Consider the following 24296-nt stretch of genomic DNA (forward strand, 5'->3'; position numbering starts at 1 on the left):
TCGATATATGTCTGTAGAAATGGATAAGTGGCTGACCAATCTCGGAATGGGCAAGTATCACGAGGCGTTTGCGGAAAATGATGTCGACGCGAGTGTATTGCCCTTGCTGACGCATGACGACCTCAAGGAACTTGGGGTCAGTTTGGGACATCGGCGTATCATCCTGGCTGCGATCGATAAGTTGCGCAACGACCAACCGGAAGGGCGTGCGTCCTCGGCGATATCTAATCAATTGGAGCACACGGATCCGGGTGCGGGCGCAGGAAATCCGCAAGGCGCCCGCGAGGTGACGGGTCGGTTCGTGTCGTCGGGCATGGCAGAGCGGCGCCATCTGACGGTTCTATTTGCGGATCTGGTGGGGTCGACTGAACTCACCAACCGGCTTGATCCCGAGGATATGCGGGATTTGTTGCAGAGCTACCAGGATGCGATTGCAGGCGCAGTCAGCCGATACGGTGGCTATGTGGCCAAGTATCTGGGCGATGGCCTGCTGGTGTTTTTTGGCTGGCCGACAGCATATGAGGATCACGCGATCCGGGCCATCAAGGCCAGTCTGGAAGCCATTCGTCGGGTCGGGGAACTGAAAACACCAGATGGCGTGCCTTTGTCGGCGCGGTTGGGCATCGCGAGTGGTGATGTTGTGGTTGGCGATACGATTGGCGAAAATACCTACGAAGAAGGTGCAATGACGGGACCGATCGTCAATCTGGCCTCAAGAATCCAGGAGCACGCCAAACCCAATACGGTTGTTCTGCCTGCCGAGGAAAGCGAGGCCACTCTGCACCAGATTTTTGAGTTCGAAACGCTGGGACGGGTTGCGCTGAAAGGGTTCGATGAGCCTAGAACCCTGTTGCAGGTGAAGTCCGAGCGCAGCGCAGAGAGCCGCTTTCGGGCCTCTCACGGGGAAGACGGCGGCAGCGTGATGATTGGTCGTGATTACGATAAGGGCTTTTTGCTACAATCGTGGAAGCGCGCGCAAGCCGGCAGGGGAGAAGTTGTCCTGCTGACCGGAGAGGCCGGGATCGGAAAGTCACGGTTGACGGAGGATTTCCTAGCCGAGGTCACGGCAAACGGTCAGGCTGATGTTATTCGCCTGAATTGCTCTCCTTATCTCACCAGCAGCCCGTTCCATCCGGTCACACAGCGGATTTCACAAGATGCGGGTGTCGATCCCGATTTTGATGATGAGCAGATCCTGAGCCATGTGCGCAGGTTGCTGCAGGCCCGGGATGGGCTGGATTGGCAGCGGGTTCTGCCGGTGTTCGCGGCATTGGTCGCACCGCGCAGTACCGTCGCGCGCACTGTGCTCGACCTGCCGCCGCAGGAGCAGCGCGACCTCACCATTCAGACATTGATCCACACGGTTAAGGTGAGATCCGGGGTGTGCCCGGTCATTCTATGCGTTGAGGACGCCCATTGGATCGATCCATCGACGCAAGCATTGCTTGAACGGTTTAAGGCAATCTGCGCGGATTTGCCGTTGATGACCCTGATCACGCACCGACCCGGCTGGGAACTGGGGCGCGAAGAGGGCGATGCGCATGTACAGACGGTACAGTTACGCCGGTTCGAGCCTGCCGATGTCGCGGCGTTGGTGCAGAAAATTACCGGAAGCACGCCTGACGAGGCGCTGATTGCAACGATTGTCGAAAAGACCGATGGTGTGCCATTGTTTGTCGAGGAACTGACACGGGCGATGGTTGCCGCAGGCGATCAGGGGAATGTGCGTGTCCCCTCGTCGTTGAACGGCGCGTTGATGGCCCGTCTGGATGCGGTTTCGCCAGAGGCCAAACAAGTTGCGCTAACCTGCTCGGTCATCGGGCGTGAATTTGAGCCGAGCGTGCTGGAGGCAGCCATGGCGGCCGCAGACGATGACATTCGGGCCCGTCTGGATGAGTTGTCGCGGACCGGAATTATCTTTGAGAGCGGACACAATCGGGGTCACTTCATTTTTCGCCATGCCCTGATCCGTGACACGGCCTATCAGTCCATGTTGAGCGCGACCCGCAGGGAACAGCATGCAAATGTTGCCCGCGCGCTGATGCAGGTGCGCGCTGCCGAGGTCGAACGTCGGCCCGAACTTGTCGCGCGGCACCTGTCTGAGGCTGAGGATTGGCGGGCAGCCTATGATAAATGGCAGTCCGCGACGGAAATGGCGCTGGCGCGTTCCGCAAGCAAGGAGGCGATGAGCCATGCAAGAGAAACGCTTGGAGCCGCGGCGAGGCTGGGTTCTGAGGCCGTGGCCGAGGAGATTCGGGGCAAAATCCTGATCGGGCGAAGCCATGACAGTCTGGGCGAATTGCGGCACGGCATCGTGGCCTTGGAGGACGCCTATGAGGCGGCACGCAAAGCTGGCCATGCGGAGCTGGCGGCGGATGCTGCATTCTATTTTGCCGACTCCTTGATGATGACGGGCCTGCGACACCGCGATGCGATCAAGCTGTGTGGCGCTGCTCTGACGGACCTGCCGGATCACGATGAGGTGCGCCGGTGCGGGCTGATGAGCCAGCTTGCCCGCGCCCATAGTTTCATCGGCCAATCTGCAGAAAGTGCGCGATTTGGCCAACAATCAATGGAACTGGCCGCCAAGCTGGGAGATTATAAGGCTCAGTTCTCGGTTATGATGGTTCGCTTCGGCGCGCCGTTTGTTGCCCGCAAGGACAGCGAGGCGCGCAACTGGCGTGAAAACCTGGAAGCAATGCACCAGGTGGCCGAGAAGTTGGGCAGTATTGATCAGGGGCGGGAGCGGACGCTCAGCCTGTTTGTCGGTGCAGAAATGGCTGACCGTCAGTTGATGGACCATTCGCTGGAACTGCTGACTGAGATTTCGAAGAAGGACAATCACCTGCAACTGTACTGGGTCCAGCGGCACGCAAGCGCAATGGTTGCGATCATGGAAGGTGACTTTGAACTGGCGGAGCAGCGCGCCACCGAGGCGGTGGAGATTGGCCGCAAGACGCATGGAGAACATGTCGAGGGGGTCTTTGGCGTTCAGATGTTCACAATCCGGCGCGAGCAGGGCCGCCTGCATGAAATCGCTCCGGCAATCAAAAGGTTGATGAACGAAAGCCCGGGAGACGTTGCCTGGAAGCCGGGATTTGGCTTGATTGCCGCGGAATTGGGTTACAAGGAAGCGGCGGAGCGCATCCTGAACGAGATCGCGGAAAACGGGTTCGATCTGCCTTCCGATGCCATGTACACGACGACGCTGTCCTATCTAGCGGATATCTGTGTCGCGGTTGACCATAAGGACCACGCGCGATCAATCTACGACATGCTGGCGCCCTATGAGGATCTGACGATCACCGCCGGTGCAACGACCGTGTGCGCCGGTGCAGCAGCGCGGCGGCTGGGCAGTCTGGCTGCCATGCAAAAGGACTGGAAAACCGCAGAGAGGATGTTTGAAAAGGCGATTGAGATCGACACATCCATGAAATCGCCGCCATGGATTGCACATAGCAAAGCCGCCTATGCTGCAGCGCTGCGGCGTCGTGGCCGTCTCAATGACATTGAGCGGGCCTTTACGCTGGAGGCAGATGCGTTGGCAACAGCGCGGAAATTGAGTATGCTTTACCTTAGGTCAATTCTCGAAGGTGTCGCCAGCTAGAGCATGTCGCGCACAGGGTGGACTTGTTCTCTCCTCCTGATTGCGCCGGACTGTGGATCGCTCTGGAGGCCGGAAACTATGATCAGGGGGTGTGTTATGCCGAGGTATATAATTGAACGAAATTTTGCTGAACAGCTGATGATCAGCGATGGCGACAAGAAGCACATCAAAGAAATCAATGATGAAACTGGGGTCGAGTGGATTTTTTCCTTCCTCAGTGCCGACAAGCGCAAGACCTACTGTTTGTACGAAGCGCCCGATGAGGAAAGCCTGCGAAAGGCGGCGGAGCGTCTGAATATCCCCGCCGATGTTATCACCCCGGTCGATCGGGTTGATCCGGAGATTTTTGCCTGACGTAGAAGCGGGCAAAACCCCAATTCACTACCCCTTGTCACCGGGAACAGGTGAGATGAGGGCCTTGCTGGTATTCTGAGGCAGCGGTGCAGGAAGCCTGAACCTGAAACATGGAGGCCAATGCATGTACGCCCTCAAATCACTCGATGGAACCACAGTTACAATAGGTCAGGATGCACTCGACGCGCTGGATGCATCTATGCGCGGTGCGGTCTACGAGCGCGGCAGTCAGGAGTATGACGACGCTCGGACCACGTGGAACAGCATGTTTGATCGCCACCCGGGAATTGTCATCCGCGCCCTAGGGGCGAGCGACGTCCAGAAGGCGGTGAATTTTGTACGCGAGGCGAGGCTGGCGATATCCGTGAGATCCGGTGGACATCAGATTGCCGGTCACGCCGTCGCCGAGGACACCGTTATGCTGGACCTGTCGCATATGCGCTCGGTTCACGTGGACCCGGCAGGGAAAACCGCACGGGTTGCGCCGGGGGCGCTGCTTGGGGATGTGGATCGCGAAACGCAGGCGCATGGGCTTGCTGTGCCGCTGGGCATCAACTCGACCACGGGCACCGCGGGTTTGACCCTCGGTGGGGGCTTTGGGTGGACCACGCGGAAATTGGGCATGACAATCGACAACCTGCTGTCTGCCGAGGTCGTGACAGCGGATGGCGCGATCGTCACCGCGTCGCCCGACAGCCACCCGGATCTGTTCTGGGCCATCCGCGGCGGCGGCGGAAATTTTGGCGTTGTGACCTCGTTTCTGTTTCAGCTGCACGATCTGGGTCCCGAGGTGCTGTCCGGCCTTGTGGTCCATCCAATCGAGGCGGCGCCTGAACTGCTGTCTGAATTCGTAAGCATCGCTGATGCTGCACCGGACGAGATGACTGTTTGGAGCGTAATGCGAAAGGCGCCGCCGCTGCCGTTCCTGCCGGAAGAGTGGCACGGGCGCGAGGTGCTGATTTTTGCTGCTTGCTATTGTGGCCCACTGGAAGAAGGCGAAGCCGCATTGGCAGCACTGCGCGGGCTTGGCGACCCTATTGCAGATGTCATCTCACCGCACAGTTTTGTCGACTGGCAGGCCGCATTCGATCCGCTGCTGACGCCGGGCGCACGGAACTATTGGAAAAGTCATGACTTTGATACGCTTTCGACCGAGGCGGTGAGCAAGTTGCTGGCGGGGATCTCCAGCCTTCCGGATCCAGCCTGCGAGGTCTTCATCGCGCATGTTGGCGGCGCGATGGCACGCGTTGCACCGGACGCAACCGCTTATCCGCAACGTTCGGCGCATTTCATCATGAATGTGCATACCCGCTGGGACGATCCACAGAAGGACGCCGAATGTATCGCCTGGGCACGCAATCTACATGGACAGCTGCAGCCCTTTGCGACGGGCAGTGCCTATGTGAATTTCATGCCAGAAGACGAAGCGGATCCGTTGGGTGGGGCCTATGGCGGAAATGCACAGAAGCTTTCGCATATCAAAGGTAACTATGATCCGGGCAATCTGTTCAGAATCAACCACAATATTGCACCGGCCTAAGGTGGTTCTGCCGATCACCCAAGGTTCCCTTGCGGGCAATCATGCTGGCTCGGTCGGTGATCGTGCCGACGCTGAAGCGGGAGCCAATGAATTTCAGATCATGGCTTTTCTGGCTCACAAAAGCACTCGCGAGGCACTTCACTCCGCTATGACATCGCAAACATGAGATTAGGACGCCACAGCATTGGCACTGAAGCGTGGTGGCAGTGGGTGTGGCTTGGTAGCGCGACGCCAAAGCTTTTGGACGACCCGCAACGCTATCAAGCTTTGATTGAAAAGATGAGACCGTACATTTGGGAAAAAGGTGTTGCGGCTCACTATGTCGAGTCTGATGAAGTGCTGCGGCTTCTGGACTATTCGTCGTACTTTCACCTGACCAAACAGGTGCTACCTTCAACAAAAGACTTCATTCTGGAAAAGCTGGAAGTTGAGCCGAGAGGTTTCTTAGCAAGATTTACACCGGGTACAGTTGCCGCTGCCTCGGTGTTTCCATTTCCCCGAATCGAACACTTGCAAACAGACTGTGCAGGATTTGTGCAATACACGCCTGCCACAGCGGTATTTGTTTCTGCCATGTTCTGCTGGTCAGACTGAGCGCTCTTCTCACTCTCAACGTAACCTATTTGATTTTCAAGGTTTTGTGGTGACCCCGGTTGGATTCGAACCAACAACCTGCCCCTTAGGAGGGGGCTGCTCTATCCAGTTGAGCCACGGGGCCGGGCCTGATTAAGGCGATAGCAAATGATATCTGTTACCACAATGCGGCACTGGCCGGTTGGGGAGAGTTTATTCGCCTCCAACCGGCATATTAAATCTGCTGCCTGGCGCGCCGCCCATTGTACTGACGGCACGCACTGGCTAACCTGAAACCAACAGAAGATATGAGGCCTTTAATCGTGACCACGCAACCCAAGCGCCCGCTTACCCTTCGCGATGTATCAGAGGCCACAGGCGTGTCAGAAATGACGGTGAGTCGGGTGTTGCGCAACCGCGGCGATGTGTCGGAAAAAACCCGCGTCAAAGTGCTGACCGCCGCCAAGGAACTGGGCTACGTGCCCAACAAGATTGCAGGCGCGCTAGCCTCTAAACGGGTCAATCTGGTGGCAGTGATCATCCCCTCCCTGTCCAATATGGTGTTCCCTGAGGTGCTGACTGGCATCAATCAGGTGCTGGAAAATACCGTGCTGCAGCCGGTGGTCGGGGTGACGGATTATCAGCCGGAAAAAGAGGAAAAGGTCCTCTATGAGATGCTGTCCTGGCGGCCCTCGGGGGTGATCATTGCCGGGCTTGAACATACCGAAGCGGCGCGCGCCATGCTGAATGCTTCCGGCATTCCGGTGGTGGAAATCATGGATACTGATGGTAAGCCGGTGGATGCCATGGTTGGGATCTCGCATCGTCGCGCCGGCCGCGAGATGGCCAAGGCAATCCTGAAGGCCGGCTATCGCCATATCGGCTTTATGGGCACTAAGATGCCGTTGGATCACCGTGCCCGCAAACGATTTGAAGGCTTCACCGAGGCCCTGGCCAAAGAGGGTGTCGAGATCGAAGATCGGGCGTTTTATTCAGGCGGTTCGGCCCTGGCCAAGGGGCGCGAGATGACGCAAGAGATGCTTGAGCGCTCGCCAGATCTGGATTTTCTGTATTATTCCAACGATATGATTGGGGCGGGGGGGCTGCTGTATCTGATGGATCAGGGCATTGATGTGCCTGGCCAGATTGGTCTTGCCGGGTTCAACGGGGTTGAGCTGCTGCAGGGGCTGCCCCGGCAATTGGCCACCATGGATGCCTGCCGTCTGGACATTGGTCGCAGGGCCGCTGAAATCATCGCGGCACAGCTGGATGACCCAGAGGCCGAGCCAGAGCGCCATGTGACGCTGACCCCCACCATTTCCTATGGTGATACCCTGAAACGGCGCTGATGACGCTGGCACGACTGGACAATTCTGCGGCGCGGCGGCTGTTCATGCAGCGCCACGCCTTGTTAGAGCCGCCAAGTGGTGGTGCCAAGGGGGCAGAGCTGTTGCAACTGCTCACCCGGCTGGGCTTTGTCCAGCTTGACAGCATCAACACCGTGGCGCGGGCGCATGATGTGATCCTGTATTCGCGCCGTGCCAGCTATCGCCCGCAGCACCTGAGCGATCTTTATCATGATGGCGGCGCCCTGTTTGAACACTGGACCCATGATGCCGCGATGATCCCCATGGCGTTTTACCCGCAGTGGCATCTTCGGTTTCAGCGCGATGAGAAATTGCTGCGCAAACGCTGGCGCAACTGGCGGCGCGACGGGTTTGAGCAGCAGTTTAAAACCGTGCTGAGCCATATTCGCGATCACGGCCCGGTCAGCTCTTCTGATCTGGGCAAGGATGAAAAAAAGGGCTCGGGCGGTTGGTGGGACTGGCACCCGTCCAAAACCGCGCTGGAGTATCTCTGGCGGACTGGCGCGCTGACAGTTGTTGGCCGATCCGGGTTTCAAAAACGCTATGATCTGACCGAACGCGTGATCGACGCGGGCCTGCATGCGCCCAGCGATCCGCTGGACCCCGCCGATACTGTGGATTGGCTGTGCAACAACGCGCTGGATCGGCTTGGCTTTGCCACGTCGGGAGAGCTCGCCGCCTTTTGGGATACCGCCAGCGCCGCCGAAGCACGGGCCTGGTGCCAGGCTGCCAAGGCGCGCGGTGAAATCGAAGAGATCGAGATCGAGGCCGCCGATGGCAGCCTGCGCAAGAGCTTTGCTCGTCCGGATACGGTGTCGCAGGCAGCCGATCTGGGGCCTGCGCCGGGGCGGCTGCGGCTGCTCAGTCCCTTTGATCCGATGTTGCGCGACCGCAAGCGGGCTGAACGGTTGTTTGGCTTTCACTACCGCATCGAGGTCTTTACCCCCGCGCCCAAGCGGCAATACGGCTATTATGTCTTTCCCCTGCTTGAGGGGCAAAAACTGGTGGGGCGGATCGACATGAAGGCCGAGCGCAGCGCCGACTGTCTGGCGGTGACGGCGCTCTGGTCCGAGCGCGGTGTCACCTTTACCGCCCCCCGTATCAAACGTCTGGAGGCAGAGCTGGCACGGGTTGCCCGTTTTGTCGGGGTGGGCCGCGTTGTGTTTGCCAATGATTGGCTGCGCGCCGCCGTCTGACCACCCAGAGGGGGCTATTCGGGGCGCAGATTGGCCTCTATCACCGCGCGATAATCGGCGGGGGCGGGTTTGGCTTTGAACACATCGGGCTGAATGAACACGCAGATAAAGCGGCCCTCAAAACAGAGGGCCCCATTCTGGCGCGCATCAACCCGAAAGGTCACGGATTTGGTGCCAAGCGCCGAAGGCCAGACCTCACACTCCAGCCTATGCCGCGGGGTCACGGGGGAGCGGAACTCCAAATTCATGCTGACAAAGGGCGTCCCGGTGCCGCGATCCAGTTCCATCTGGAACCAGCCATCGCCGTCTAGCTGATGTTCCCACCAGGCGTCGATTGCTTCCAGTGCAAAGCTGGGCAGGTGCCCAGTATAGGCGATCTGCGCCGGGTCGCAGTGGCCCCAACCGACGCGGATGGAATGCACAAAGGTGGGGCTGTTTTTGCTATCGTTTGTCGTGTGTGACATCTGCCTGTCCTTTGTCATCTGTCCTGCCGCGCCACCCTAGCTATTGGCGCTGGGGCATACAAACGGCTTTGTGTAAAAAAACCCTCCCAGCGGCGCTGGAAGGGGGATTTCTGTGACAGACCAATGGTTTTGGTGGTCTGTGCTGCGCGGGCTGGGTCAGAGAAACAGCAGCAGCGGCAGCAGGGTAATAACCGGGAAGGCCACCAGGATGATCACCCGGATGATGTCAGAGGCAACAAAGAACATCACCGCCTTGTAGGTATCGACCATGCGGGTTTTGCGATCCATCGCATTGATGATGAACAGGTTCATCCCCACCGGTGGTGTAATCAGACCGACCTCGACCACGATGAGCACCAGAATACCAAACCAGATGGCGACATATTCGGCCTCGATCCGGTTGACGCGGCCCTCGGTGACGCGAATGCCCAGTTCTTTCATCTGCTCGCGGGTCAGTTCGGTTCCGGTGGCAATGGCGTCCTGTATCGAGGCGAGCATCTCTGCTCCCATGCCTTCTGGCACCCCGTTGCGCAGCACCTCCATCGCGGCGTCTGCTTGCATGTCAATCAGCGACAACAGGCCAAAATCCATCACCGAAATCACCGGGAAAAAGATTGGAATGGTCAACAGGATCATCGAGAGGCTGTCCATCAGGCAACCAAAGACCAGATAAAACGCCAGAATCAGAGCAAGCACCACCCAGGGGCTAAACCCTTGGCTGACAACAAAATCGGCCAACTCTTGCGGCACCTTGGTCAGGGCTAGGAAGCCATTGTAAAAGCCCGCACCCAGCACGATGAAAAAGATCATCGCAGTAGAGCGCGCCGTTACCATAAAGCTGTCGATCAGATTGGCGCGGTCCAGACCGCCATTCATCCAAGCGATAAGCCCGGTGCCAAAGGCACCAACCGCGGCCCCCTCTGTGGGGGTGAACAAGCCGCCGTAGATGCCGCCAACAACCAGGCCAAACACCAGCAGCACCGGCCAGACCTTGACCAGATTGGCAAGGCGTTCTGCCCAGGGCACAGCCGGGCGGGTGCCTGCGGCTTCGGGGTAAAGTCGCACGTAGATCGAGATCACGATGACATAGCCAATCGCCGCCAGCAGGCCGGGGATAAAGGCGGCGAGGAACAGCTTGGCGATATTCTGTTCCGTCAGGATGGCATAGATCACCAGCACCACCGAGGGCGGGATCAGGATGCCCAGGGTGCCGCCTGCGGCCAGCGTGGCGGTGGAAAAGCCACCGGCATACCCGTATTGCTTCAGTTCGGGCAGGGCGACCCGGCCCATTGTGGCCGCTGTGGCCAGTGATGATCCACAGATGGCGCCAAAGCCGGCGCAGGCACCAATAGAGGCCATGGCAACGCCGCCCTTTTTATGGCCTAGAAAGCCTTCGGCGGCTTTGAACAGCGCCGAGGACATGCCGCCCAAGGTGGCGAAATGCCCCATCAGCAGAAACATCGGCACGATGGTCAGCGAGTAGGAGGAAAAGGTGGTGTAGGTCTCGCTTTTGAGACGGCCAAAGGCCACCTGCGTGCCATCGGTGACCAGGATCAGCCCGCCCAGGCCAACCAGGAACATCGACAGGCCAATCGGGACCCGCATGAAGATCAGTCCCATCAGGATGGGAAAGGAGGCAATGCCGATTTCAAGAGTAGTCACTGTTCACCCTCCACGCCGTCCCAAATCTGGATGCGGCCGGTAAAAAATTCATAACTGCGTACAGCGCCCATATAGACCCCCACAATGGCGGAGATCACGGCGGCAAACAGGCTGGCGCCAAAGGCCCACCAAACCGGGAATTCCAGCAGGAAAGAGGTCTCGCCATTCTCAAACTTGCTGATCGTGCCAGCGCCAAGACGCCAGGCGATCAACACCAGGGCGGCGGCAAACAGCAGTTCGGTTACCATGCGCAAAAACCGGTTCACGCCGCGCGGAAAAGAATTGGCGACCACATCGACCGAGGCATGGCCGGCTGAGATCTGGCAAAGCGGGAGAAAGGCAAAGATGGCAAAGGCAACACCTGCCTCGACCAGTTCAAAATCCCCGTTGATTGGTCCAACCCAGGTGATCATCCACTTGGAAAAGCCCGGCGCGATGGCCTGCAGTAAGTCGCCGTGAAACAGAGTATTGAGCATGCGCCCAACAATCGACAGGCAGGTCATAATGATCAGGAGTGAGAGGACCATACCGCCTAAAATGGCCATGGATCTGGCCAGCCCCATCATGAGCTTGTGCATGGTTGAAACCCTTTATTGTGCGCAAAGGGCCGCGGCACCATATGCTGCTGCGGCCCTTTGACAGTATTACAATCTTACTTCACGTATTCTGGCGTGTATTTTTCGATCAGGTAGCTGGCCTCTTCCAAGAGGGCCTGACCGTCGATGCCTTTTTCCGCCATGTCGGCCAGCCATTTGTCATAGACAGGCTGGGCCAGTTCACGCCATTCGGCGGTCTGATCGGCATTCAGGGTGATAACATTGTTGCCGTTGTCCAGGGCAAATTCACGCGCTGGCGCGTCGGAATCTTCCTGCACGCCACCAGCAAAGACGGAAAATTCCAGACCGGAGTTTTCGTCGATAGCCTGCTTCTGCGCATCCGAGAGGCTCTCGTATTTCTCTTTGTTCATCGCGAGAACAAAGGTCAATGTATAGAGCGCCTTGCCAGTGAACTCGGTGTGGTTTTCCACCAGTTCCGGCACTTTTAGCGCGGTGGTGACTTCCCATGGGATGGTGGTGCCGTCGATCACGCCTTTGGACAGGCCTTCGGGGATCGCAGGAACCGGCATGCCAACCGGGGTTGCGCCCAGCTGTGTCAGCAAAGAGTTGACCGAACGGCCACCGCCGCGGATCTTCATGCCCTGTAGGTCATCAGGTGTTTCCACCGGATCTGCGGTATGGATCAGGCCGGGGCCATGCACCCAGGTCCCCAGGATTTTCACATCCTTGAACTCGGTGTCTTTCATGTGCTTTTCGAACATTTCCCAATAGGCGTGCGAGGTGGCACGGGCATTGGTCATCATGAAGGGCAGTTCAAAGACTTCGGTTGAAGGGAAGCGGCCAGGGGTGTAGCCCACAACCGTCCAGACGATATCTGCAACGCCGTCCATGGCCTGGTCCATCAGCTCTGGTGGTTTGCCACCCAGCTGCATTGACGGATAGCGATCAATGGTGATCTCGCCACCAGAGGAGGCCTCGACGTTATCGGCCCAGACATCCAAGATCAGCTTTGGCACATTGGCCTGGGCTGGTAGGAACTGGTGCATTTTCAGGGTTACGTTGTCGGCAAATGCCTGGGTTGCGCATAGGGCTGCAATGGCGGTTGCGCCTGCGGCTCCGAGTAGCTTCCTGCGAGTGGTCATGTGTTTCCTCCCTTTGACCTTCGTTCAATGCCAGTTGTTGCGGTGGTAAAACGATATTGCAACAACTGGCGCATTTCTTTTCATTTTGATCCCAAATCACCGGGCCGAGTTCATTAAACGAACGATCTGGGCACCCTGCTATTGGGTGCATTTGTAACTATCAATGCCGGATTATGCATTTTTCACTCATAAATTAGCCGCCACCGAACCAGACCGCTAGGGGCAACCCGCCTAGATTGTGATGACCGGGTTTGGTTCGCCCGATTTGGCTGTGCTGTGCTGCTCAGCTGGTGGGGTGGGGCTTCGCAATATTATGTTACCAAAACCTGCCTTCTTCCGGATGTGTGATACACTTCAGCACTACGCGGCGCAGGTTTCAATCCCTCATAGAAACTTTACCGGGCGACACGAGGGCGCAGGTGGTCCGGGTTTCTTTGCGTCTCGCCCCCCATAATCCGAAATTGGGTATCGCAGAGCAGCCTATGCTGTCTCGCCCTCACTATGCAAAGCAAAGTGATCCATGCGAATGGATTGAGCGCACATGATCTTGTCTGTTTCGCACCTTGTGCCCTGCGAGACGCTCATTCTTATTGCGCTGCCGTCAGGGACAGGCTGACAGGCTCTAGGCCGGTGATGCCGCCCTGCATCTGCTGCCCCGCGTGGGCAGGGCCAACTCCAGCGGGGGTGCCTGTCAGGATCAGGTCGCCAGGGCGCAGGTGGTAAAAGCCTGACAGGTGACAGATGATTTCTTCCACCGACCAGATCAACTCTGCCAGGGTGGCATCCTGTTTGGTTTCCCCGTCCAGAGTAAGCCATATGCGGCTATCCCCCTGTGGTGACCAGTCGGTCGCCTTGGTCAACGGCGCAAAGACCGCGCCCCGTTCCAGATCCTTGCCCAGATCCCAGGGTCGCTGTTTCTTGCGCTCGCGGAGCTGCAGGTCGCGCCGGGTCATATCCAGGGCACATCCATAGCCATAGATGGCGGCGCGGGCCTCTGCCGGGGTGGCGCGAAACACTGGCGCGCCGATCGCCAGGGCCAGTTCCATTTCATAGTGAAAGTTGTCGGTGCCGGGCGGGTAGGGGCTGCTGGCACCGCTCAGCACCGCATTGGCGCTGGACTTGGTAAAGTAAAAGGGGGCCTCGCGGTCGACCTCTACCCCCATTTCAGCGGCATGAGCGGCATAGTTGCGCCCGACGCAGAAAATCCGCCCAACCGGGTAGCCGGCCGTTTCGTCACGGACGGGAATGACCAGCGGGTCTGGCAGGGAAAACAGGGTCTTGGTCATTGTGTAGCTCCGGCTATTGCAGGGTTGGAATCTGGGAGAGGTCGCGCCCTTGCGGGCAGTCCTTGGGGGCTAGATTTCGAGAGAAACCCAGAGCACCTGGGCGTCTTCATCGCTGGTGGACACGCAGCCATGGCCCATGCCGCTGTCATAATAGACAGAATCACCGGCGCTCATCGCCAGCGGGCGGTAATGTTCAGTATAAAGCACCAGATCGCCGCGGATCACATACATGAATTCCTCGCCACGATGGCGCACCCAGCTGTCGTATTCGGTGACGTCGCGCGCCTTGATGGTGCTGATATAGGGCAGCATCCGCTTGCTGGTCAGTTCGGTGCAGAGCAGTTCATGGTCGTAGGTCTTGGTTTCCTGGTGTTCGCCGCGCCCGGCCAGGGTGTAATCGCGTCGCCCCGAGATGGAGCTTTGGGCGGATTGCACAAACAACTGCGGCGTTTCCAGCTCAAGCGTTCGCATCAGGCGGCGGATGATTTCAAAGCTGGGGCGGGTCTGGTTGTTCTCGATCTTTGATAGGGTCGACCGGCCAATGGCCGCAGCCTTGGCGGCTTCTTCCAGGGTCAGGCCCTTTTCTTTGCGCGCGTCGCGAATCATCTTACCCAAAACTTGCCCGTCCGGGGCTTCGCTTGCCTCGGGCGCGAGCCCTGCTTCTTCTGACTGAACCGGTTCCATCTGGGTGTTTTCTCCTGTTGCCCGGAAACTCTAGCGATGATGTCTCTGGGCGTCAAAAATTTCCATACGACATCTTTTGTTGTTAAATCGGGAAAAGTTTCCTATAGGAACATTGTGGCGTGCGTGAAGGCCCTGTCCTTTTGAAGCGCGGAGCCTTGCGGCGCGACCGAGAGGGGATGCAATTCTGCCCCTAAGCGGGCCGCGCAGAGGTCCTTTGCTTCGCGATGCGCATTGCATGGTTATGGTTCCTGGCAACCGATCTTTGACAAGAAGGCTTCACATGATGACTGACGCACCCAAACGGACCCCGCTGTATGATCTGCACGTAGAGCTCGGCGGCAAGATGGTTGATTTTGCCGGTTGGGAAATGCCGGTTCAGTATCCCATGGGGATCATGGGAGAGCACAAGCAGTGTCGCGAAAAGGCCGGACTGTTTGATGTGTCGCACATGGGGCAGGTTATTCTGAAGGGCGCCGATATCGCGGCCAAGCTGGAAACCATTGCCCCCTCGGCCTTTACCACGCTGAAAGAAGGCAAGGCGCGTTATACCTTCTTTACCAATGACGCCGGCGGCATCATGGATGACCTGATCGTATCCAACGCCGGGGATCATTTCTTTGTGGTGGTCAATGCTTCGATGCGGCACCAGGATATTCCGCATATGGCGAAACACCTTGATGGGGTTGAGGTGATAGAGATCTTTGACCGCGCCCTGGTGGCGGTGCAGGGGCCTGCCGCCGAAGCCGTTGTTGGTGATCTCTGTCCCGCTGCGCGCGATATGAAATTCATGGAGACCATTGTCGCCGATATCATGGGGGTGGAATGCCGCCTGTCGCGTCTCGGTTATACTGGCGAAGACGGCTATGAGATCTCCATTCCAGAAGACAAGGCCGTCGAAATCACCCGCGCCCTGCTGGCGCATGAGGATTGCGCACCGGCTGGACTGGGGGCGCGCGACAGCCTGCGGTTGGAGGCCGGCCTGTGCCTCTATGGCAATGACATCGACAATGATACCACCCCGGTTGAGGCCGCGCTGACCTGGGCAATGCAGAAACGTCGCCGCGAAGAGGGGGGCTTTCCCGGCGCCGCGCGCATCCAAAAAGAACTGGCCGAGGGCGCTGCCCGCAAGCTGGTTGGCATCAAACCCACGGGGCGCGCCCCGGCCCGCCAAGGGGTCGAGGTGCAGTCGCCAGAGGGCGAGACGATCGGCATGATTACATCGGGCGGCTTTGGCCCCACGGTTGGTGGCCCGGTTGCAATGGGCTATGTCGCAACAGAACAGGCAGCGCCGGGCCAGGCGGTGAACCTGATTATCCGGGGCAAGGCCCAGCCGGCTGAAATCGTCGCGCTGCCCTTTGTCACCCAGAACTACAAACGCTGAATACAGATCACGACAGACTATGAGGAGCGTCACATATGACCACCTATTATTCCGAAGAGCACGAATGGATCACCGTCGAAGGGGAGACCGCCACCCTTGGTATCACCCAGCACGCGGCTGATCAGCTGGGCGAGATCGTCTTTTGCGAGCAAAAAGAAGTGGGCGACACCTTTGACAAGGCGGAAGAGATCGGCGTGATTGAATCGGTCAAGGCCGCTTCGGAAATCTACGCACCGCTGGATGGCGAAGTGATCGAGGCCAACCCTGCGCTGGAAGAAAACCCCGGTGCCCTGAACGAAAACCCTGAAGGTGAGGCCTGGATCTACAAGATCAAGCTCACCGATGCGGCCCAGCTGGAAGATCTGATGGATCTGGACGGCTATAAAGCCTTTATCGGGTAGGATACTGTCTGCTGCGTCCCTGGCTGTTGTCGCCGGGGGCGTGGGGCATCGCCAGGCCGCGTCCCTGCCCAGCTGTCTGTGCGCCTTCCTCCTCTCTGCGGCCCTTGTGGAAATCCGCTTCCCACCGGCCTCTTTCAAACGCTCTGACCTAAGGACCAAGACCCATGGCCTTTAAACTAACCGACTACGAAGCCTACGACTTTGCCAACCGTCGCCACATCGGCCCATCGCCCACAGAGATGGCGGCGATGCTGAAGGTGATTGGCTTCAAGACCCTGGATGAGCTGATCAACGCGACTGTGCCCGAAGCGATCCGCCAGCAAGAGCCGCTGGACTGGGGCCCGGCGATGACCGAACGCGATGCGCTGTTCCACATGAAAGAGGTGGCGAGCAAGAACAAGGTTCTGACCTCGCTGATCGGTCAGGGCTATTATGGCACCACCACGCCTGCACCGATTCTGCGCAACATCCTGGAAAACCCTGCCTGGTACACCGCCTATACGCCCTACCAGCCCGAGATTTCGCAGGGGCGACTTGAAGCGCTGCTGAACTTCCAGACCATGGTCAGCGACCTGACCGGCATGGATATCGCCAATGCCTCCTTGCTGGACGAGGCCACCGCCGCCGCCGAGGCCATGGCCATGGCCTTCCGTGGTGCGCGTTCCAAAGCCAATAACGCCGCCTTTTTTGTCGACCAGAACTGCCACGCCCAGACCATTGCCGTGATCCAGACACGCGCCGCCCCACTAGGTATTGACGTGGTGGTTGCCGATCCGGATGACCTGGATGCCGGTGCCGTCTTTGGCGCGATCTTCCAATATCCCGGCACCTATGGCCATGTGCGTGATTTCACCGATGAAATCGCGGCCCTGCATGAACACAAGGGCATTGCCGTTGTCGCCGCCGACATCCTGTCGCTGGCGCTGCTGAAAAGCCCGGGTGAAATGGGGGCCGATATCGCCATCGGCTCGACCCAGCGCTTTGGCGTGCCCATGGGCTATGGCGGGCCGCATGCGGCCTATATGGCAACCACCGACAAACTGAAGCGCGCCATGCCCGGTCGTATCATTGGTGTGTCGATCGACAGCCATGGCAACAAGGCCTATCGCCTGGCGCTGCAAACCCGCGAACAGCACATTCGCCGCGAAAAAGCCAATTCCAACGTCTGCACCGCGCAGGCGCTCTTGGCGGTCATGGCCTCGATGTATGCGGTTTATCACGGTCCCGACGGCATCAAGGCCATCGCCCAGTCGGTGCACCGCAAGACCTCGCGTCTGGCGGCTGGGCTGGAAGAGCACGGCTTCAAGGTCGAACCTGAGGTCTTCTTTGATACCATCACGATTGAGGTTGGCCCACTGCAAACAACCGTCATGGAGGCCGCGGTGGCCCGTGGCATCAACCTGCGCAGGGTGGGGGACACCAAGGTTGGCGTCAGTCTGGATGAGCAGACTCGCAAGGAAACGATTGAGGCCGTCTGGGGTGCCTTCGGCATTGATAAGAAAGATGACAGCCAGGCCAACCGCGCCTATCGCCTGCCCGATTATGCCCTGCGTGAAAGCGAATATCTGACCCATCCGATCTTCCATAAGAACCGTGCTGAAGCAGAGATCACCCGCTACATGCGTCGCCTTGCAGATCGCGATCTGGCGCTGGATCGGTCCATGATCCCGCTGGGTTCATGCACCATGAAGCTGAATGCGACGGTTGAAATGATCCCGGTCACCTGGCCTGAATTTGGCAATCTGCACCCCTTCTGCCCGCAGGATCAAGCGCAGGGCTATCAGCAGATGATCGAAGATTTGAATGACAAATTGTGCCAGATCACCGGTTATGACGCGATTTCCCAGCAGCCCAATTCGGGGGCGCAGGGCGAATATGCCGGCCTTCTGACCATTCGTAACTTTCATGCGGCACGCGGCGAAGCGCACCGCAATGTCTGCCTGATCCCCACCTCGGCCCATGGCACCAACCCGGCGACTGCCCAGATGGTTGGCTACAAGGTTGTGCCGGTCATCGCGGATGAGAACGGCAATATCGACGTGGCGGATTTCCGCGCCAAGGCGGACAAGCACAGTGCCAACCTGGCCGCCTGCATGATCACCTATCCGTCCACCCACGGCGTGTTCGAGACCACCGTGCAAGAGGTCTGCCAGATCACCCACGATCACGGCGGGCAGGTCTATATCGACGGCGCCAATATGAACGCCATGGTGGGCCTGTCGCGTCCGGGTGATATTGGCGGCGATGTCAGCCACCTGAACCTGCATAAGACCTTCTGCATTCCGCATGGCGGTGGCGGCCCCGGCATGGGTCCCATCGGGGTGAAATCACACCTGACAGAACACCTGCCTGGCCACCCGGAATATGGCACTGCGGTGGGGCCGGTTTCGGCGGCGCCCTTTGGCTCTCCGTCGATCTTGCCGGTGTCCTGGGCCTATATCCTGTTGATGGGCGGCGCAGGGCTGACCCAGGCGACCAAGGTTGCGATCCTTAACGCCAACTATATCGCGGCCCGCCTGAAGGATGCCTACGGCGTGCTTTATACTTCGGCAACCGGGCGTGTGGCGCATGAGTGCATCCTTGATACCCGGTCGCTGAATGACGAGGGTGGCATCACTGTGGATGACGTGGCCAAGCGTCTGGTCGATTCGGGTTTTCATGCGCCGACCATGTCCTGGCCGGTGGCAGGCACCTTGATGGTGGAGCCAACCGAGTCTGAACCCAAGGCCGAATTGGATCGCTTCTGCGACGCCATGCTGTCGATCCGGGGCGAGGCACAGGATGTCATCGACGGCAAGATCGATCCTCAAAACAACCCGCTGAAAAACGCCCCACACACGGTGCGCGATTTGGTGGGCGACTGGGATCGCCCCTATAGCCGTGAAGCCGCCTGCTTCCCGCCCGGCTCGCTTGGGGTGGATAAATACTGGTCACCGGTCAACCGGGTCGACAACGCCTATGGCGACCGCAACCTGGTCTGCACCTGCCCACCGATGTCGGACTACGCAGAAGACGGCGCCAGCTAACCAAGACGACCAAGGCCCGCCGCCCTGCCCATGTTGGGGCGGCGGGCGCTCCCCTTTGACATCGCGCGCCGCCCTACTGGCAGGGCGCGCCAGCAATCGGAGGAGGCCAGAATGACCGCCCAAAGCCCATTATCATATCCTGCCGCCCCCTCTGATCAGGTGGCCATCCTGCTTCCAGAGGGGGCACCCGCAGGCGCGGGGCAGGTGCTGGCGGATCTGCTGCTGGCGGCAAATGAGGTGATCCCAGAGGCGCAGTTTCGGGTGACGATCCAGCCTCTGTCGCAGGTGCAACACCCTAGCCAAGGCAACCTGCAGCGCGCCATGAGCATTTTTCTTGGCGATATCCGGGCCCGCTGGCGGGTCAGCCGCCAGGACCGTGCCGCGCTGCAGGTGCTGTTGCAGCGCTCGGGCCAGCCGGTTCTGGTGGGCGGTGCGGTGTTCCTGCTGCGTGAGGCTGGCCTGTTCGACGAACAGGCCCTGGCGGTGCATTCGAACTTTGCCGCCGCCGCCGAGGAGGAAGCCCTGCAAACGGCCGAGACTGGCGCGTCCTACCACCTGGGCGATCCTGTGCATTCCGCTGTCAGCCCGCTGGCGGCGCTACGTTTGCTGCAAGAGCTGATCGGCCGCAGCTATGGCGCGTTCATGGCCGATGCGCTGGGAGAATATGTCGGGCTGGATGCAGGTGACAGCCGGTTGCAAAGCAAGGTCACCCTGGACATCTTGCACCGGGCGGGTGGCGATAGCCTGATCAAGCAAAGCCTGGCCCTGATGCAGCAGCACATGGAAGAGCCCATGTCGATCTGTGAATTGGCGCGCGAACAGGGGGTATCGACCCGTAAACTGCAGCGCCGCTTCCGCGAATGCACCGGCGGCGGGCCACAGACCGCTTATCGCCTGTTGCGGATCGAGCGGGCGCATCAGCTGCTGACCCATACCAACCTCAATCTCTATGAAATTGTTGCGGCAACCGGCTTTGGCACCCGCTCCAACCTGTCGCGCTGGTTCCACAAACAGCTGGGTGTCAGCCCGCAGGTGGTGCGCCGCCGCGCCTATCGCGAGATCGGCCCCCCTGCCGCACTGGCGGCGCTGCGGGCCTGAAACCGGCCGGAAACGGGTGCGAAAGCGGCTGAGCAGTGCCAGGGGCAAAGCTTTTTGAAATAGGTCTTGAACCTCTAGTCGCTGAAGGGTCTATCTAGGGGAGGTCTTTACAAACTCCGAGGCCAGATCATGTCCCAAAATTGCTGTTCCCCCCTTGCTGCCGATACCACGCCTGCCGCTCAGGATTCCGATCAGGCTGCTGCAGCCGGAGGCTGCTGTGGCAGTGCGGCTGCGGTGCCCCTGATAGATGCGGGCCAGATGAAGTTAGGGCGCAGTTTTCGGGTGAATGGGCTCGATTGCGCCGAAGAAGTGGCGATTTTGAACCGTGCACTCGGGGCTGCGGTGGGCGGGGCAGAGCAGCTCGGCTTTGATGTGCTGAACGGACGGATGACGCTGCTGGCCACGGCCCAGCCGATTGCTGACACCGAAGTGCTGCGCCTGGTGGCAAAGACGGGCATGCGGGCCACGCCATGGGATGATGCCAGTGCCACGGCTGACCAAGCGGCGCATCTGATCCGGCAAAAACGGTTCACCGGCGCCAGTGCCGGGTTTTGGGCGGCGGGGCTGGCCTGGCATATTGGCCACTCTGGTGCAGGCGGGGTGGGGCAGCTCTTTGCCAGTCATGGCGCGCAGCCGGTACCACTGCCGGAACTGGCGCTGTTTCTTGTGGCGATCCTGTTGGGGGTCTGGCTGGTGCTGCCCAAGGCTTGGTATGCGCTGCGCAATCTTGCCCCCGATATGAACCTGCTAATGGTGGTAGCGGTGGCTGGCGCGCTGACCCTTGGGGAATATTTCGAAGCTGCCACAGTCGCCTTTTTCTTTGCCCTGTCGCTGACGCTGGAATCCTGGAGCGTCGGGCGGGCACGCACGGCGGTGGCGACCCTGCTCAACCTGGCGCCCCCTACGGCGCTGGTGATCGCGGCTGACGGAAGTGAGACAGAGATGCCCGCCGCCGAGGTCCAGATCGGGCAGTATTTTGTCGTGCGGGGCGGTGACCGGATCCCACTGGACGGACAGGTGGTGGCCGGCGCCGGAGAGGTCGATCAAGCCCCCATCACCGGCGAGAGCGCACCCGTGCCCAAAGAGACCGGGGACGAGGTCTATGCCGGCACCATCAATGGTGAGGGCAGCCTGACGGTGGCGGCCAGCAAGGCTGCAAGCGACACGGTGCTGGCCAAGATCACCCGCATGGTGGGGGAGGCCCACGCGCGGCGCGCCCCGGTGGAACAATGGGTCACCAAATTTGCCCGCATCTATACCCCGGTGGTCATGGGGCTGGCCGTGGCGCTGGCGGTATTGCCGCCGGTGCTGATGGGAGGCGATTGGGGATTCTGGGTCTATAATGCGCTGGTGCTGCTGGTCATCGCCTGCCCCTGCGCGCTGGTGATTTCTACGCCGGTGTCGATTGTTGCCGCCCTTGCTGCCTCGGCGCGGGCAGGGGTTCTGATCAAGGGCGGTGCCTATATAGAGGCACCAGGTCGACTGGACGCCATCGCCCTGGACAAGACCGGTACCCTGACCGAGGGCCGCCCGGAAGTGAGCGGCCTGTACCCTCTTGGGGATGGCGGTGCGATGGATCTGTTACAGGCCGCCGCTGCACTGGAGGCACGGGCCTCGCACCCTCTGGCGCAGGCAATTCTGGCCGAGGCGCAGCAGCAGGGCGCTGCCGTTGTGGCGGCCAGCGGCACCCGGACCGTGCCGGGACGCGGCGTCGAGGGGCAGTTTCAGGGTCGTTCGCTCTGGCTGGGCTCGCCGCGGTTTGCGGTCGAAAAAGGCTTCGAAGCAGCGCTGCCGTCGGCGCAGATGGCCGAGATCGAGGCGGCAGGTGCCACCGTGGTTGTTGTGGGTACGGATAGCGGGCCGTTGGGGCTGATCGCACTGCGGGACCGGCTGCGCCCCGAAGCCCGCGAGATGGTGGCGGCGCTGCATCGGCTTGGCGTCAAGAAGGTGGTGATGCTGACCGGTGACAATGCGGTCACGGCCCGGGCCGTCGCGGCTGAAACCGGCATCGACGAAATCCACGCAGAGCTGCTGCCGGGCGACAAACTGGCGGTGATCGAGCGCCTGACCAAAGAGTACAAGATGGTTGCCATGGTGGGGGATGGTGTCAATGACGCCCCGGCGATGGCGCGGGCGCATTTTGCCGTGGCGATGGGGGCCGTGGGATCTGATGCCGCCATCGAGACCGCCGATATCGCCTTGATGAGTGATGACATCAGCCGTCTGCCCTGGCTGCTGCAGCACTCGCGTCGTACCATGGCGGTGATCCGGCAGAACGTCACGGTCTCGCTGGCGACCAAATTGCTATTTGCCCTGGCAACTGTCTTTGGCCTGGCCTCCATGTGGGGGGCGATTGCTGCGGATGTCGGGGTGTCGCTTCTGGTTGTGGCCAATGCGCTGCGACTGCTGCGCGCAAAGGAGAGTTGATATGCTGACTATTGGCGCACTGGCCAAACGCACCGGCACCAAGGTGCAGACGATCCGCTACTACGAGACCATCGGCCTGATGCCTGAACCCGCCCGCAGCGAGGGCGGGCAGCGGCGCTATGACCAGGCAGAACTGGATCGCCTGGCCTTTGTCCGGCATGGGCGGCAATTGGGGTTCTCGCTGGAGGCCATTCGCGATTTGCTGGATCTGGCCGATAATCCGGCCCAGTCCTGCGCTGATGCGGATTCGATTGCGCAGCGGCAGCTGAAACAGGTGGAGGACCGCATTGCGCGGTTGCAGGCGCTGCAGCTTGAACTGAAGCGGATGATCAGCGACTGCGGTCAGGACTCTGTGGCGCAATGCCGGGTGCTGGAGGTGCTGCGCAACCATTCTGAATGCCTGACCGATCACGAGGCAGGCAGCGACCGATCAATCGGCAGCTAGAGCAGGAAGCATCAGGGGGTGGCACACTCAAGAAAATTCAAGAGTGTTGCCTTGTGCGGGCGATGGGTCTTGTCGCTGTCGTTAGACGCTGCGCCCGCCATGATGGGCTTCGCCGCGTTCGCGGGCCAGGTGCATCTGTTTCTGCCGCTCACGAAAGCGCGCCTTGTCTGCCTCTGAGGTCTCGTCAATGCACTGATGGCAAGAGACACCAAGCTCAAAGCTGGGGTGGGCCTTGTCTTCGGGCACAATGGGGCGGCGACAGCCGTGGCACAGCTCATGCGGGCCTTCGACCAGCCCGTGGCCAACCGATACCCGGTTGTCAAAGACAAAGCATTCGCCCTGCCAGCTGCTCTCTTCGGGCGGGGTCTCTTCCAGATAGCGCAGAATACCACCCTTAAGGTGATAGACGTCCTCCACCCCTTGACTCAGCAGGTAGTTGGTCGATTTTTCACAGCGAATACCGCCAGTGCAGAACATCGCCACGCGCTTGTTGTGAAAGCGATCCTTATTGGCTTGCCACCAGGCGGGGAACTCACGGAAACTGGCGGTTTCAGGGTCAATGGCGCCCTCGAAGGTGCCGATCTTGACCTCATAGTCGTTGCGGGTATCGATGACCGCGACATCCTCGGCCCGGATCAGATCGTTCCAGTCTTCTGGTTCGACATAGTGGCCAACGCTGGCCTTGGGATCGACATCGGGCTGGCCCATGGTGACGATCTCGTTTTTCAGACGCACCTTGATTTTGCCAAAGGGCGGGTGATCGCTTGTTGCTTCTTTCCACTCCAGATCAGCGCAGCCGGGCAGCGCCTTGATGTGGGTCAGCACCGCCTCTATCCCGCTGGCAGGGCCTGCGATGGTGCCATTGATACCTTCCTGCGCCAGCAGTAAGGAACCGGTGACCTGATTCTGCAGGCAAAGATCCAGCAGCGCCGGTTTCAGGGCGGCAGGATCGGCGAAGCGGGTGAAGTGATACAGCGCTGTGATTCTATACATACCGCGCCTTAGAACCACGCGGCAGGTTTTTCAAGGAAAACCAATTCCGCAGGGGAATATTGCGGCAATATGCCCGCTCTGCCTGGCGGATGG

At 59.7% G+C, this 24296-nt stretch carries 19 protein-coding genes and 1 tRNA gene; 12 read left to right on the forward strand and 8 right to left on the reverse strand.

Annotation, left to right across the window (positions count from 1 at the left end; all coding sequences use genetic code 11):
• Positions 1–7: 7 nt before the first annotated feature.
• From LRK71_RS05820 to LRK71_RS05835, 4 genes are all read left to right on the forward strand, one after another.
• Entirely contained in the window at positions 8–3607 is a 3600-nt protein-coding gene (locus tag LRK71_RS05820) for an adenylate/guanylate cyclase domain-containing protein (protein ID WP_232401772.1), read from the forward strand.
• Between the two features lie 96 nt (positions 3608–3703).
• Positions 3704–3961, forward strand: a complete 258-nt coding sequence (locus LRK71_RS05825) for a DUF4242 domain-containing protein (protein WP_269751640.1) — start codon at positions 3704–3706, stop codon at positions 3959–3961.
• A gap of 124 nt (positions 3962–4085) precedes the next feature.
• Positions 4086–5501, forward strand: a complete 1416-nt coding sequence (locus tag LRK71_RS05830; protein WP_232401774.1) for an FAD-binding oxidoreductase — start codon at positions 4086–4088, stop codon at positions 5499–5501.
• Between the two features lie 162 nt (positions 5502–5663).
• Entirely contained in the window at positions 5664–6095 is a 432-nt protein-coding gene (locus LRK71_RS05835; protein WP_232401775.1) for a hypothetical protein, read from the forward strand.
• Between the two features lie 47 nt (positions 6096–6142).
• On the opposite strand, the gene LRK71_RS05840 is transcribed toward LRK71_RS05835, so the two are convergent.
• Positions 6143–6219: transfer RNA gene (locus LRK71_RS05840), tRNA-Arg, on the reverse strand.
• 178 nt (positions 6220–6397) lie between these two features.
• Here LRK71_RS05840 and LRK71_RS05845 point away from each other — a divergent pair.
• A complete protein-coding gene (locus LRK71_RS05845) occupies positions 6398–7423 on the forward strand; it encodes a LacI family DNA-binding transcriptional regulator (RefSeq protein WP_278924091.1) in 1026 nt (341 codons plus the stop codon).
• Positions 7423–8637 (forward strand): winged helix-turn-helix domain-containing protein, encoded by a 1215-nt coding sequence (locus tag LRK71_RS05850; protein WP_232401777.1) that lies wholly within the window; start codon positions 7423–7425, stop codon positions 8635–8637. Before LRK71_RS05845 ends, LRK71_RS05850 begins: the two co-directional genes overlap by 1 nt.
• A gap of 14 nt (positions 8638–8651) precedes the next feature.
• Here the strand turns inward: LRK71_RS05850 and LRK71_RS05855 are convergent, their stop codons facing one another.
• The 6 genes from LRK71_RS05855 to LRK71_RS05880 all read right to left on the reverse strand — a co-directional run bounded on the left by LRK71_RS05855 (position 8652) and on the right by LRK71_RS05880 (position 14432).
• On the reverse strand, positions 8652–9101 hold the full coding sequence (locus LRK71_RS05855) for an acyl-CoA thioesterase (RefSeq protein WP_232401778.1): 450 nt from the start codon (positions 9099–9101) through the stop codon (positions 8652–8654).
• Between the two features lie 156 nt (positions 9102–9257).
• Complete coding sequence (locus tag LRK71_RS05860; RefSeq protein ID WP_232401779.1) at positions 9258–10763, reverse strand: TRAP transporter large permease; 1506 nt, start codon at positions 10761–10763, stop codon at positions 9258–9260.
• On the reverse strand, positions 10760–11341 hold the full coding sequence (locus LRK71_RS05865; protein WP_232401780.1) for a TRAP transporter small permease: 582 nt from the start codon (positions 11339–11341) through the stop codon (positions 10760–10762). The genes LRK71_RS05860 and LRK71_RS05865 overlap by 4 nt, the downstream gene beginning before the upstream one ends.
• Positions 11342–11415: 74 nt before the next feature.
• On the reverse strand, positions 11416–12462 hold the full coding sequence (locus tag LRK71_RS05870) for a TRAP transporter substrate-binding protein (protein ID WP_232401782.1): 1047 nt from the start codon (positions 12460–12462) through the stop codon (positions 11416–11418).
• 587 nt (positions 12463–13049) lie between these two features.
• Entirely contained in the window at positions 13050–13748 is a 699-nt protein-coding gene (locus LRK71_RS05875) for a fumarylacetoacetate hydrolase family protein (protein WP_232401784.1), read from the reverse strand.
• 69 nt (positions 13749–13817) lie between these two features.
• Positions 13818–14432 (reverse strand): helix-turn-helix domain-containing protein, encoded by a 615-nt coding sequence (locus LRK71_RS05880; RefSeq protein WP_232401785.1) that lies wholly within the window; start codon positions 14430–14432, stop codon positions 13818–13820.
• Between the two features lie 283 nt (positions 14433–14715).
• Between LRK71_RS05880 and gcvT the strand changes: the two genes are divergently transcribed.
• From gcvT to LRK71_RS05910, 6 genes are all read left to right on the forward strand, one after another.
• Positions 14716–15813 carry a glycine cleavage system aminomethyltransferase GcvT gene (gene gcvT / locus LRK71_RS05885; RefSeq protein ID WP_232401980.1) on the forward strand — a complete coding sequence of 366 codons (1098 nt, stop codon included), beginning with the start codon at positions 14716–14718 and terminating at the stop codon, positions 15811–15813.
• Positions 15814–15848: 35 nt separating this feature from the next.
• On the forward strand, positions 15849–16214 hold the full coding sequence (gene gcvH, locus LRK71_RS05890; protein ID WP_232401787.1) for a glycine cleavage system protein GcvH: 366 nt from the start codon (positions 15849–15851) through the stop codon (positions 16212–16214).
• A gap of 164 nt (positions 16215–16378) precedes the next feature.
• Entirely contained in the window at positions 16379–19240 is a 2862-nt protein-coding gene (gene gcvP, locus LRK71_RS05895; protein ID WP_232401789.1) for an aminomethyl-transferring glycine dehydrogenase, read from the forward strand.
• A 111-nt stretch (positions 19241–19351) separates the two neighbouring features.
• On the forward strand, positions 19352–20338 hold the full coding sequence (locus LRK71_RS05900; protein WP_232401791.1) for a helix-turn-helix domain-containing protein: 987 nt from the start codon (positions 19352–19354) through the stop codon (positions 20336–20338).
• Between the two features lie 129 nt (positions 20339–20467).
• Positions 20468–22765 carry a heavy metal translocating P-type ATPase gene (locus tag LRK71_RS05905; RefSeq protein ID WP_408635976.1) on the forward strand — a complete coding sequence of 766 codons (2298 nt, stop codon included), beginning with the start codon at positions 20468–20470 and terminating at the stop codon, positions 22763–22765.
• Position 22766: 1 nt separating this feature from the next.
• Complete coding sequence (locus tag LRK71_RS05910) at positions 22767–23210, forward strand: MerR family transcriptional regulator (RefSeq protein ID WP_232401793.1); 444 nt, start codon at positions 22767–22769, stop codon at positions 23208–23210.
• 81 nt (positions 23211–23291) lie between these two features.
• Here LRK71_RS05910 and trhO read toward each other — a convergent pair whose 3' ends face one another.
• Entirely contained in the window at positions 23292–24203 is a 912-nt protein-coding gene (gene trhO, locus LRK71_RS05915; RefSeq protein WP_232401795.1) for an oxygen-dependent tRNA uridine(34) hydroxylase TrhO, read from the reverse strand.
• Between the last annotated feature and the right edge of the window lie 93 nt (positions 24204–24296).

The sequence above is a fragment of the Pseudophaeobacter flagellatus genome (genome assembly GCF_021228235.1).
GTDB classification, from domain to species: domain Bacteria; phylum Pseudomonadota; class Alphaproteobacteria; order Rhodobacterales; family Rhodobacteraceae; genus Pseudophaeobacter; species Pseudophaeobacter flagellatus.